Annotated in this window: 12 protein-coding genes and 1 tRNA gene; 2 read left to right on the forward strand and 11 right to left on the reverse strand. The window is 69.9% G+C overall.

Going from position 1 to position 11,333, the window contains the following annotated elements; genetic code table 11:
* Positions 1–4 precede the first annotated feature (4 nt).
* The 10 genes from M3Q35_RS38550 to M3Q35_RS38595 all read right to left on the reverse strand — a co-directional run bounded on the left by M3Q35_RS38550 (position 5) and on the right by M3Q35_RS38595 (position 9,017).
* Positions 5–1,222 (reverse strand): hypothetical protein, encoded by a 1,218-nt coding sequence (locus tag M3Q35_RS38550; RefSeq protein WP_273937497.1) that lies wholly within the window; start codon positions 1,220–1,222, stop codon positions 5–7.
* Positions 1,223–1,297: 75 nt separating this feature from the next.
* Positions 1,298–1,546, reverse strand: coding sequence for a DivIVA domain-containing protein (locus tag M3Q35_RS38555; RefSeq protein ID WP_273937498.1), 249 nt, complete (start codon positions 1,544–1,546; stop codon positions 1,298–1,300).
* 42 nt (positions 1,547–1,588) lie between these two features.
* On the reverse strand, positions 1,589–2,161 hold the full coding sequence (gene pth, locus M3Q35_RS38560) for an aminoacyl-tRNA hydrolase (protein ID WP_273937500.1): 573 nt from the start codon (positions 2,159–2,161) through the stop codon (positions 1,589–1,591).
* On the reverse strand, positions 2,151–2,657 hold the full coding sequence (locus M3Q35_RS38565) for a DivIVA domain-containing protein (protein ID WP_273937501.1): 507 nt from the start codon (positions 2,655–2,657) through the stop codon (positions 2,151–2,153). The genes pth and M3Q35_RS38565 overlap by 11 nt, the downstream gene beginning before the upstream one ends.
* A gap of 78 nt (positions 2,658–2,735) precedes the next feature.
* Positions 2,736–3,335 (reverse strand): 50S ribosomal protein L25/general stress protein Ctc, encoded by a 600-nt coding sequence (locus M3Q35_RS38570; RefSeq protein WP_273937502.1) that lies wholly within the window; start codon positions 3,333–3,335, stop codon positions 2,736–2,738.
* Between the two features lie 216 nt (positions 3,336–3,551).
* Positions 3,552–4,532 carry a ribose-phosphate diphosphokinase gene (locus tag M3Q35_RS38575; RefSeq protein ID WP_273937503.1) on the reverse strand — a complete coding sequence of 327 codons (981 nt, stop codon included), beginning with the start codon at positions 4,530–4,532 and terminating at the stop codon, positions 3,552–3,554.
* A gap of 2 nt (positions 4,533–4,534) precedes the next feature.
* Positions 4,535–6,016: a bifunctional UDP-N-acetylglucosamine diphosphorylase/glucosamine-1-phosphate N-acetyltransferase GlmU gene (glmU, locus tag M3Q35_RS38580; protein ID WP_273937504.1), complete on the reverse strand. Its 1,482-nt coding sequence runs from the start codon at positions 6,014–6,016 to the stop codon at positions 4,535–4,537.
* 42 nt (positions 6,017–6,058) lie between these two features.
* Positions 6,059–7,726 carry a GGDEF domain-containing protein gene (locus M3Q35_RS38585; RefSeq protein WP_273937505.1) on the reverse strand — a complete coding sequence of 556 codons (1,668 nt, stop codon included), beginning with the start codon at positions 7,724–7,726 and terminating at the stop codon, positions 6,059–6,061.
* Positions 7,727–7,800: 74 nt separating this feature from the next.
* Positions 7,801–7,871, reverse strand: a tRNA-Gln gene (locus M3Q35_RS38590).
* A 33-nt stretch (positions 7,872–7,904) separates the two neighbouring features.
* The gene (locus M3Q35_RS38595; protein WP_273937506.1) at positions 7,905–9,017 is read right to left on the reverse strand and encodes an alpha/beta hydrolase family protein; all 1,113 of its coding nucleotides are present in this window, start codon (positions 9,015–9,017) and stop codon (positions 7,905–7,907) included.
* A 211-nt stretch (positions 9,018–9,228) separates the two neighbouring features.
* Between M3Q35_RS38595 and M3Q35_RS38600 the strand changes: the two genes are divergently transcribed.
* Together M3Q35_RS38600 and M3Q35_RS38605 are read left to right on the forward strand one after the other, a co-directional pair.
* Positions 9,229–10,179, forward strand: coding sequence for an acyl-CoA desaturase (locus M3Q35_RS38600; RefSeq protein ID WP_273937507.1), 951 nt, complete (start codon positions 9,229–9,231; stop codon positions 10,177–10,179).
* A 92-nt stretch (positions 10,180–10,271) separates the two neighbouring features.
* The gene (locus M3Q35_RS38605) at positions 10,272–10,871 is read left to right on the forward strand and encodes a TetR/AcrR family transcriptional regulator (protein ID WP_273944634.1); all 600 of its coding nucleotides are present in this window, start codon (positions 10,272–10,274) and stop codon (positions 10,869–10,871) included.
* Here M3Q35_RS38605 and M3Q35_RS38610 read toward each other — a convergent pair.
* Positions 10,868–11,305 (reverse strand): hypothetical protein, encoded by a 438-nt coding sequence (locus M3Q35_RS38610; RefSeq protein ID WP_273937508.1) that lies wholly within the window; start codon positions 11,303–11,305, stop codon positions 10,868–10,870. The genes M3Q35_RS38605 and M3Q35_RS38610 overlap by 4 nt on opposite strands.
* Positions 11,306–11,333 lie beyond the last annotated feature (28 nt).

Consider the following 11,333-nt stretch of genomic DNA (forward strand, 5'->3'; position numbering starts at 1 on the left):
GTCCTCAGTCGACGGTCACGGAGCCGAACCCGTGGCCGGACGTCGCCCCGGCCGCCGTCGTGGTGTAGACGTCGAGCTGCTCGAAACCGGGCCGATCAACGGTGAGGTCCACCGTGGCCGTGCCGTCGTCCCCGACCGCGACGGTGACCGGGTCCGCGCCGCCCCAGGTGTAGACGAAGGACGTCGAGCCCGGCAGCACCGAGTGCAGCGTGAACTGCACCGTCGAGCCCTGCGGCGCCTCATCGGTCGCCGCCTGAACCCAGGGCACGCCGGAATCGAGCCCGAGGCCGGTGGAGACCGGGTCACCCAGATTGCCGTTGAACATCCGTCCCTGGACCGTGATGTCCCAGTCGCTGGGCGACATCGGCGTCACGGTGACCGTCGCGCTGCCGTTGTCATCCGCGTCGACCGAGACCGGCGTGCCGTTCCCGATCTCATATGTGTAGCCGGTGTAGCGGTTGAGGGTCGGCGTGAACGTGCACTGGCGCGCCACCCCGATGTAACCCGAGCCAGGGGTGCACGAGACCTGTGCCTTGTTGTTGTTCACGGTGTACAGGTACTTCGTGACGCCCGAGACGTTGCCGGCGGCATCGACGCTGGTCACCACCAGCTGCTGCGTGCCCCAGCTGTTCGGCGTGATCCAGATCGTCGCGCTGCCGCCGGTCTTGTCCGCCGCCACGTAGGTGGCCGGGATGCTCGCGCCATAGCGGAAGCCGACCGTGTCGGCGGAACCGTTGGCGGACAGGATGAATCGGCCGGGCTTGCCGACACCGCCGCCACCGCCCGGCGGGTAGTCGGGCGAGGTGACGGTCGGCTTCCCCGGTGCCACGAAGTCCGTGGTGAATTCGCAGATGTCGCTCCACGGCCCGTCGCCGGACCGGGCCTGCCACGCGTAGGTGACGCCGTCACTCAACGCGCTGTGCTGGACGAGCACGGCGCTGTCCGAGGTCTGCGCCGAGGCGCGCTGGTCGGGCTGGTCGACCGGCCACCAGTCGAACTCCGTCGTCGCCTGGCTGTCGCCCGGCGTCACGGCCAGCTGGGACGCGGTGTCGAGTGCGTTGACGAGGATGGGTTGCGTGCCGCAGGAATGCCGGTCGACCGTCGGATTGGTCGGCGCGCCGGTGTCCGCCAGTGCGGGTGTCGCGAGTCCGGCAGTGATCATGCCGAAAGCCAGCGTGATGCCGGCCGCTCGTATGAGCAGCCCTGATGTGCCCAAGGCCATTGGCCTTTCCCCCTGCTGTTCGTCGGTCGCCACCTGAGGGTGGCGCAACCGTGTATAGGCGGGGAAGTGTTGCTGTTACAGGGCTTCCAGTGTGGCGGCGACCTGGGTGAGGAACTCGTCCACTTCGTCCTTCGTGTACCCGCGACGGCCGAGACCGGGATGGGTGAAGGCGACATCTCGGACATCGGTGGCGGTGAGGGAGTCCTGGCCGCGCAGAGTGGCCTCGATCCGGTCGAGGAAGGCGTCGACCTCGGCCTCGTCGTAGGCGTTCTTGCTCATCAAAGCCAGGCTGAACGTGATGTCACGGACGTCCTCGGGGCTCATGGCAGCCGACGCTACCCACGGCCGGCGAACACCGCCTGTTGATCAGTGGAAGGCGTTCTGGGCGGCTTCGAGGCCCTTGCCGATGAGGGCCTCGACGGCGTCGGCGCAGCGGTCGATGGCGAACGGGAGCTCCTTGCGCTCGACGGTGCCGAAGTCCTTGAGCACGTAATCGGCGGGGTCCTGGCGGCCGGGCGGGCGGTCGATGCCGAAGCGGACGCGGAGGTAGTCCTTGGTGCCCAGGGACTTGGTGATGGAGCGCAGGCCGTTGTGGCCGTTGTCGCCGCCGCCGAGCTTCATGCGCAGGGTGGCGAAGGGCAGGTCGAGCTCGTCGTGCACGACGATGACGTCGGCCGGGGCGACCTTGTAGAAGCGGGCCGCGGCCACGGTGGGGCCGCCGGAGAGGTTCATGAACGAGCGGGGCTTGGCCAGCACGACGCGACGGCCGGACAGCCGGCCCTCGACGACCTCGGCGCCGCTGCGGTGCGCCTTGAACTTGCCGCCGACGCGGGCGGCCAGCTCGTCGGCCACGAGGAAACCGATGTTGTGCCGGTTGCCGGCGTACTGCGGACCGGGATTGCCCAGCCCGACGACAAGAACGACCTCGCTACCGTCCACGAGAGCGCAACTCCTGCTCCAACTCGTCCAACAGGGCGTCAACGGCGGCCACCCGATACCCCCGGCGCAACCCGGTGGTGCCGGTGAACCGGGTGTGGAACACCTCGGACGCGGTCATCGCCGCCCGGCCGTCCAAGGTCGCGGCGGCCCGCACGAGGAACGCCTCCACCTCGCCGGGATCGTAGCCGTGCGAGGCCTTGGGCAGCCGCACGCCCAACAGGTCGGCCCCGGTTCGCAGCCGCGTCCCGGCCACCCGCCCGGTGCTCAACTGCCGCCGAACCCGCTCCAGGAAGGCGTCCACGTCCCGCGGCCGGTAACCGTGCTTGCGTGAGGTGAAGACGACCGCGCGCACCTGCTCGGCGGTCAGCCTGGCCCGTCCGGTCAACGCCTGCGCGACCTGGGCCAGGAAGGCATCCACCTCGTCGGTGTCATAGCCGGGCCCCCGCTCGAACCGCACGGACCGCACATCGGCCGGTGTGAGGGTGGGCGGCGGCATCGGGCCTGAACGCGGGAACGGCGCCCCGCCCCCGTGGTCAGGGGGCTGGGCGCCGTCGCGGTGCTCTGCCGTGATGGCTCAGCTCTCGTCGCTGGCCGGCTCGGCCTCAGCCTCGGCGCCGTCCAGCTGCGCGGCGGTCGGCGCGGCGTTGACCGCCGCGACCAGGGCCTCGCCGTCGGTGACCAGCGAGGTGCCGGCGGGCAGCGCGATGTCGGCGGCGTTGATCCGGGTGCCGGCCTCGGCGCCGGCGATCGGCACCTCGATGTGCTCGGGCAGGTTCAGGGCGTCGGCCTCGACCTGGATGGTCGACAGCTCCTGGGTGACCAGGGTGGCCGGGGCGGCGTCGCCGACCAGCACCACCGGCACGTCGATGGTGACCTTCTCGCCCCGCTGCACCAGCAGCAGGTCGACGTGCTCGATGTAGTTCTTGATCGGGTGCGTGGTGACCGTCTTGGTCAGCGCCAGCTCGTTGCCGCCGTTGAGCTCCAGCGACAGCACGGCGTTGGTGCCGTGCTCACGGACCACACGGGCGAACTCGAGCGCCGGCAGGGCCAGGTGCTTCGGGTCGGAACCGTGGCCGTAGAGCACCGCGGGGATCTTGCCGGAACGACGGGTGCGGCGGGCCGCGCCCTTGCCGAACTCGGTGCGCGACTCGGCGGCGAGACGTACCTCGGACACGGTGGGGTACTCCTTGTAGCTCTGCGATTCGGGGTGGGGAAGCGGCCTGCGGCGACGGGGGCGCGCGGGACCATGAACAGCGCGCGGCAACCACGCCGCCGCGTCGATCACGGAGCCACGAGGACGACCCTCGCCGAGGCAACCAAGACAGTGTAGGGGGCCGATTCGACGTAAGCGAATCGGCCCCCTACTTTACCAGCTCGAAGATCGAACTCGTTACGCGTTGCCGTCGAACAGCGAAGTGACCGAGCCGTCCTCGAACACCTGCTGGATCGCCTGCGCCAGCAGCGGGGCGATGGACAGCACGGTCAGCTTGTCGAACTGCTTCTCGGTCGGGATGGGCAGCGTGTTGGTCAGCACGACCTCACGGGCGCTGCTGTTCTGCAGCCGCTCCACCGCAGGCCCGGACAGCACGCCGTGCGTCGCGGCCACGATGACGCCCTTGGCCCCGGCCTCGACCAGCTGCTCAACGGCCTTCACGATGGTGCCGCCGGTGTCCACCATGTCGTCGATGACCACGCACATCCGGTCGCGCACCTCGCCGACGACGCGGTTGGCCACCACCTCGTTGGGCTTGAGCGGGTCCCGCGTCTTGTGGATGAACGCGATCGGGCAGCCGTCCAGCATGTCGGCCCACTTCTCCGCCAGCTTGGTGCGGCCGGAGTCGGGGGAGACGACGGTCAGCGGCTCGCTGCCGTACTTGGTGCGCACGTGCTCGGCCAGCAGCGCCATCGCCCACAGGTGGTCGACCGGCCCGTCGAAGAAGCCCTGGATCTGCGCGGTGTGCAGGTCGACGGTCATGATCCGGTCCGCGCCCGCCGTCTTGAACAGGTCGGCGATCAGCCGGGCCGAGATCGGCTCACGGCCGCGGTGCTTCTTGTCCTGCCGCGCGTACGGGTAGAACGGCATGATCACGGTGATGCGCTTGGCGCTGGCCCGCTTGAGGGCGTCCACCATGATCAGCTGCTCCATCACCCACTGGTTGATGGGCGCGGAGTGGCACTGCACCACGAAGGCGTCGCAGCCGCGGACCGACTCCTCGAACCGGACGAAGATCTCGCCGTTCGCGAACTCGTACGCCGACTGCGGCACCACCGAGACGTCGAGGTACTTCGCGACCTCCTCGGCGAGCTCCGGGTAGGCGCGGCCGCTGAAGAGCATCAGGCTCTTCTTCGGTGTTCCGGAGATGGAGGCCACGGTCACTGCTCCTTCGGGTCGGGTGTTGCGTCACCGTCCTGCTGGGCGGCGAGTGCCTTGGTGGCGGCCTCGGCCGCCGGGGTGCCTTCGCGACGTCGGGTGACCCAGCCCTCGACGTTGCGCTGCGGCGCCCGTGCCACCGCGAGCGCGCCGGGCGGCACGTCGCGGGTGATGACCGAGCCGGCCGCGGTGTACGCGCCGTCCCCGACGGTCACGGGGGCGATGAACATGGTGTCCGATCCGGTCCGCGCATGCGAACCGATCACGGTCCGGTGCTTGCGCACGCCGTCGTAGTTGACGAACACGGACGCGGCGCCGATGTTGCTCTGCTCACCGATGGTGGCGTCGCCGACGTAGGTCAGGTGCGGCACCTTGCTGCCGTCGCCGATCTCGGAGTTCTTCACCTCGACGAAGGTGCCGATCTTGCCGGCGGTGCCCAGCTTGGCCCCGGGCCGCAGGTAGGCGAAGGGGCCGACGCTGGCCCGCTCGCCGATCTCGGAGTCCGAGCCGTGGGTGCGGACGACCGACGCGCCCGCGCCGACCACGCAGTTGCTCAGCGTGGTGTCCGGGCCGATGACCGCGCCCTCGTAGACGGCGGTGCCGGCGCGCAGCTGCACGTTGGGCTCGATGAGCACGTCACGGGCCAGCGCGACGTCGGCGTCCAGCCAGACGCTGCCCGGGTCGGTCATGGTGACGCCGGCCCGCATCCAGTTCTCGACCAGCCGCCGGTTGAACTCGGCGCCCAGCCGGGCCAGCTGCACCCGGTCGTTGACCCCCTCGACCAGCCACTCGTCGGCGCAGACCGAGGCGCCGACCGGCCGGCCGTCGCCGCGGGCGATGGCCAGCACGTCGGTCAGGTACTGCTCGCCCTGCGCGTTGTCGGTGGTCAGCCGGGACAGGCCGTCCTTGAGCACTGCGGTGTCGAAGACGTAGATCCCCGAGTTGATCTCGGTGATGGCCGCCTGCTCCGGCGTGGCGTCCTTCTGCTCGACGATGGCCAGCACCTGGCCGTCGGCGTCGCGCACGATCCGGCCGTAGCCGTGCGGCTGCGGCACGATCGCGGTGAGCACCGTCACGGCGTTGCCGGCGGCGTGGTGCTCGGCCAGCAGCTGGGCCAGCGTGTCGCCGTCCAGCAGCGGCACGTCCCCGTAGGTGACGACGGTCGTGCCGGTCTCGACCTTCGGCAGCGCGGCCAGCGCGCAGCCGACGGCGTGCCCGGTGCCGCGCTGTTCCTCCTGCACCGCAACGGTGATCTTGCGGTCGAGGTCGCCGGACAGCGCGTCCAGGTACTCGGCGACGGCCTGCCGGCCGTGCCCGACGACCACGACGAGATGGTCCGGGTCCACGCCGACCGCGGCCCGCACCGCGTGCTCGACGAGTGCTCGGCCGGCGATCCGGTGCAGCACCTTCGGTGTCGCCGATCGCATCCGGGTTCCCTCACCCGCCGCGAGCACGATGGTGCTGACCTGTCCGCCCTGAGGCATGGACCTGCTCCCTAGGAGTCGACGCCTTGGATGACGACGATCCTACGGTGCGCCCTCCACTGCTACGGCCGACCGGCTGTTGGGCTCACTCACAGTGTCCCCGGCCACAGCCGCGACACCGTTGCCGCCGTCCCGCTTGGCCAGATACATGGCGGCGTCGGCGCGGGCGAGCGCCTGCGCGGCGCTCTCCTGCGGACGGAGCGAGATGACGCCGATGGACAGCGTCACGCCGCGGGACAGGTCCATGGGCAGCCGGGCGACGGCGTCCACCGCCCGGCTCAGCGCCGCCTCGGCCGCGCTCAGCGGCGCGCCGGGCAGCAGCACGACGAACTCGTCGCCGCCGTAGCGGGCGACCATGTCGTCGCCGCGGACGGCGCTGCGCAGCGTGCTGGCAACCACCCGCAGCACGTCGTCGCCCTCGGCGTGCGAGGCGCGGTCGTTGACGCCCTTGAAGCCGTCCAGGTCGACCAGCGCCACGGCCAGCGGCTGGTCGCCGGGCGCGGCCACCAGGCCCTCCAGCCGCTCGTCCAGCGCACGGCGGTTGGGCAGGCCGGTCAGCGGGTCCTGCTTGGCCTGCTGCGAGATCGCGCCGTGCTCACGGGACAGCCGCTCGTGCTCGCGGCGGGTCTGCAGGCTCGTCACCTTGGACTCGCCCATCTGCCACATCTCGTGCTCGAGCTCGGTGGCGTACTGCTCGAGGGCGTTGGCGCCGATCTCGGTCTGCTCCGAGCCGGACAGCCGGGCGAACTCCCGCATCAGGCACAGCCGCAGCGTGTTCTCGGTGGTGTCGTTGAGCAGCCGGTCGGCCGCACCGGCCAGCACGTGGATCGCCTCGGAGAAGCGGTCCTCGCGTTCGAGGCAGCGGGCCAGCGCGATGGACACCATGATCAGTTCACGGGGCGAGGCCGCCCGGTCGGTCAGGCCGCGCAGCCGGTCGATGTGCTCGGCACCGGGCCGGGCCAGCGCGTGCGCGGCGCCCACCACCGGCAGCTGCTCGGCCGCCGGGGCCTCGGACAGCCGGGTCGGCTGGGAGTTGCGCCACGGCACCTCGGCCGCGGCGGCGATGGCCGAGGCGGTGAGGAACTTCTCCGCCGCCTTGTCGTACTGGCCGACCCGCTCCAGCCGCAGGCCCCAGCCCAGCAGCAGCCGGGTCTGGTTGATCATGTGCTCGGCGATCTCGTACGGGCCGCCGTCGCCGCGGATGGCCGCGCCGGCCCGGTTGAACACGCCGGAGGCGATCTCGTACACCCCGAGCTGGCTGAGCAGCTGGCCGATGTCGACCAGCACCGCCGACAGCAGCCGGGTCCAGGACCGGACGCCGATCAGGGTGTCCGGGGTGAGGTCCTCGTCCAGGATGGCCAGCGCCCGGGCGGCCGAGGTGAGCGCCTCGTCCTCGTAGCCGCCGAGGAAGAACCGACGTCCACGCAGGGCGTGGGCGCCCGCCTCCATCACGGTCAGGCCGTGCCGGCGGGTGTGCGCGATCATCTCGTCGAGCAGCGGATCGGTCTCGTTGGGCGAGTGCGCGCCGGACAGCCGGACCAGGCAGCTGGTCCGCAGGACCTGGGCGACCATGCGCGGCTCGCCGCGACGCTGCGCCTCGGCCAGCAGGCGGTCGGCCTCGGCCACCGCCGTGTCCGAGGTGCCCTCGACGTCGCCGCCCGAGGACATCGCCAGCTCTCGGGCCCGCCCGACCAGCCAGGCGTCCGACATCTCGGCCAGCGCCGGGGCGCCGTCCTCGTGCTGGTCGACCGTGTCCTCGTGCAGCTTCGACTCCTTCTCGGTTGCTCCGCTGCCAGGATTCGAACCTGAACCATTGGAACCAAAATCCAAGGTGCTGCCGTTACACCACAGCGGATCGGGGCAGTGCCGGCCCCCATGTTGTCACGTCTCACCTCGTCAGGTCAGGGCGACCACCCAAGAAGTCCCTGAGATGACGCTCGTAGCCGCTCGGGTCCACGTTCCAGGCCGCCGTGTGCTCGGCCTTGGGCACCTCGACGTAGGTGATCGGCCAGCCGAGGGAACCGGCCGCCGCGGCGAGGTCACGTGAGGCCTGCACGGGAACCGTGGTGTCCAGCGAGCCGTGGAACAGCAGGGTCGGCGGCTTGTGCGCGGGCGGGGCGTCGAGCAGCTCCATGCGGCCGAAGTCGATGCCGCCGCGCCAGCCCGAAACCAGTTCCGCGTCCCAGGTCAGCACGCTCGTCAGCGGCAGGCCGCGGTCCTGGGCCTGTAGCACCAGGGTCTTGGTCCAGCTCACCGCCGGCGCGTCCAGCACGACCGAGTCGACCTGACCGGCCAGCGGAGACTGCTTGAGCAGCTGCTCGGCGATCGCGCCGCCCATCGACCAGCCGTAGAGCACGAAGCGCTTGGCGCCCTGCTGGCTGCCGTACCGCATTGCCGACTCGACGTCCCGCCACTCGGAATCGCCGAGGTGGAAGAAGCCGTCCGGGGACTTCGGCGCGCCGTCGTCGTTGCGGTACGTGATGGACAGGACCGTGAAACCCAGCTGGTGCAGCGTCGGGATGGCCCGCAGTGTTTCCTCGCGGGTGCCGGCGCGGCCGTGGATCGCGATCACCCAGGTGTCGTTGCCCGGCACCAGCCAGGCCGGCGCCGGGCCCAGCTCCGTTGGCACGTCGACGTTCTGGAAGTCCTGGCCCAGCGCGGATTTCGGGTCGCCCGGCCACATCTGCGGGCTGAACCGGACGTGGGTGCCGGCCGGCGGCGCCTGTCCCTTGAGGAGGCGGCGCTCAACCTTGTTGTCACGGTCGCTGAGCACCTCGCCGACCTGGGCGGAGCCGCCGTTCCAGAGCAGCGCCCACTGGCCGGCATCTGTGGTGTCGCTCGCTTTTTGCAGTGCGACGGAACTCACACCGTTCACAGACGTTGGGCCCAGTGACACGTCCGGATAGCCGGGTCGCGCCTGCCCCGGATCGAGCAGCTGGCCGCTGTAGTACCAGCCGATCCCGAGCAGCGCGAGCACGGCGACGACCAGCACGATCGGCACGGTGACGACGGTGATCCGGACGGCCTTGTGGCGGCGAAGACCTTGTGTTGACACGGAAGAGCTGACCGCCTGTCGATCCTGTGAAGATGCCTACAACGTCCATGTGCGGGCTGGTATTCCGGGCCGGCACAACTTACGCTTGCGTAAGTTACGGTCCCGTAGGCGAGGTTCGCCTAAGTCAACCAATTAAACGACCGCGAGGTGTCACGGTATGACCACAGCCCTGGAGAAGCCAAGGGAGACGGCCGGCGGGGGGCCGAAGCCGATGCTCGACGGCCAGCACGGCCGGACCGAGCAGGCCCTCATCTACATCTTCACCATCGTGCCCTTTGTCGCGTTGGTCGCCGCCGTCCCGCTGGCCTGGGGCTGGGGGTTGAGCTGGGTCGACATCGCGATCGGCGCCGTCTTCTTCTGCATCAGCGGCATGGGCGTGACGGTGGGGTACCACCGCTACTTCACGCACGGCTCGTTCAAGGCCAAGCGCGCCCTGCGGGTCGGGCTGGCCATCGCCGGCAGCATGTCGCTGCAGGGTTCCGTGATCAAGTGGGTCGCCGACCACCGGCGCCACCACGCCTTCTCCGACCGTGAGGGCGACCCGCACTCGCCGTGGCTGTTCGGCACCGGTCCCGTGGCGCTGGCCCGTGGTTTCTGGCACGCGCACATGGGGTGGCTGTACGAGCGCGACCTCACCAACCGTGACCGCTTCGCCCCCGACCTCGTCGCCGACGACGACCTGAACATGGTCGACAAGCTGTTCCCCGTGTGGACCGTCGTCAGCCTGCTCGCGCCGGCCGCGCTCGGCGGGCTCATCACCTGGTCCTGGGCCGGCGCCCTGTCCGCCTTCTTCTGGGCCGGTCTGGTCCGGGTCGCCGTGCTGCACCACGTGACCTGGTCGGTCAACTCCATCTGCCACATGATCGGTGAGCGCCCGTTCGCCGCCCGCGACCGCTCCGCCAACTTCTGGCCGCTGGCGATCCTGTCCTTCGGCGAGTCGTGGCACAACCTGCACCACGCCGACCCGACGTCTGCCCGTCACGGCGTGCAGCGGGGTCAGATCGACATCTCGGCCCGGACCATCTGGCTGTTCGAGAAGCTCGGCTGGGCCTGGAACGTCCGGTGGCCGAGCCCGCAGCGCCTGGCCAGGATCAGCGCCGCGAAGTAGGTGACATATCGTGGCAGGCCATGGCTGCCCGCCGCAGGACACGTGACAGCAGGGGCGACGCGGACGGCGTCGCCCCTGTGACGCGCGTGCGGATGACCGGCAAGGAGCGCCGGCAGCAGCTGCTCGACGTCGCCCGGGAGCTGTTCGCCGAGAAGGGCTTCGACGGCACCTCCATCGAGGAGATCGCCCACCGGGCCGGCGTCTCCAAGCCCGTGGTGTACGAGCACTTCGGCGGCAAGGAGGGCGTCTACGCCGTCGTCGTCGACCGCGAGATGCAGTACCTCCTCGACTCCGTCGTCGCCGTCCTCGGTGATGGCGACGGCCACCCCCGCGAGCTCCTCGAGCGGGCCGCCAAGGCGTTGTTGAACTACATAGAGGGCTCGTCCGACGGCTTCCGCATCATGGTCCGCGATTCCCCCGTCGCCAGTTCCACCGGCACCTTCTCCAGTCTGCTCAACGACATCGCCTCGCAGGTCGAGCACATCCTCGGTCTCCACTTCGACACCCGCGGCTACGACCCCAAGCTGGCCGGGCTGTACGCCCAGGCTTTGGTGGGCATGGTGGCGTTGACCGGGCAGTGGTGGTTGGAAGTGCGGAAGCCCAAGAAGGACGAGGTCGCCGCCCACCTGGTCAATCTGGCGTGGAACGGCTTGTCCCACCTGGAAGGCAAGCCCCGGCTTCGGAGTCGTTAGGACGACTGGAACGAGACAGTTGGACCGTAGTCCGTCGTCTCTTCGGCCACTGTTACCACGAACGTGCGGTCCGCGAATTCCTCGCTCAGAGCTGACCGCCACATTGCTCCAACCTGTTCGGCCAGCTCGCCGAGGAGCTCGTGCTCAGGTTCTGACTTCGGTGGCAGGACGTCCCACAGATGCACGTGATTGACGACGGACTCGACGGCCCGCACATCATCGTTCACATGAGCGAACCACTTGTCGATGGCAGGCTTGTCGAAGAGGAAGCTCAGGAAAACGCCGCCGCGGTACTCGGTGAACTTGGGCCAACAGAACAGGAGGAACGCCGCAGCCTCGGTTGCCGTCATGCTTGACAGTAGGAACGTTCGTGGGTCAAAGACTTCACCCTCGACAACAAATCCCGCCACCTGTGGCAGCTTGCTGAAGTCCACGTGTACTTCCCTCCTGTTCTGGCGCCCG

The sequence above is a fragment of the Kutzneria chonburiensis genome, assembly GCF_028622115.1.
Classification (GTDB): Bacteria; Actinomycetota; Actinomycetes; order Mycobacteriales; family Pseudonocardiaceae; genus Kutzneria; species Kutzneria chonburiensis.

Bases quoted from the DNA above. Each gene is read 5' to 3' on its own strand.
- M3Q35_RS38550 (WP_273937497.1), bottom strand. From the start codon at position 1,222: ATGGCCTTGGGCACATCAGGGCTGCTCATACGAGCGGCCGGCATCACG.
- M3Q35_RS38555 (WP_273937498.1), bottom strand. From the start codon at position 1,546: ATGAGCCCCGAGGACGTCCGTGACATCACGTTCAGCCTGGCTTTGATG.
- M3Q35_RS38565 (WP_273937501.1), bottom strand. From the start codon at position 2,657: ATGCCGCCGCCCACCCTCACACCGGCCGATGTGCGGTCCGTGCGGTTC.
- glmU (WP_273937504.1), bottom strand. From the start codon at position 6,016: ATGCCTCAGGGCGGACAGGTCAGCACCATCGTGCTCGCGGCGGGTGAG.
- M3Q35_RS38585 (WP_273937505.1), bottom strand. From the start codon at position 7,726: ATGTCGGACGCCTGGCTGGTCGGGCGGGCCCGAGAGCTGGCGATGTCC.
- M3Q35_RS38600 (WP_273937507.1), top strand. From the start codon at position 9,229: ATGACCACAGCCCTGGAGAAGCCAAGGGAGACGGCCGGCGGGGGGCCG.
- M3Q35_RS38605 (WP_273944634.1), top strand. From the start codon at position 10,272: ATGACCGGCAAGGAGCGCCGGCAGCAGCTGCTCGACGTCGCCCGGGAG.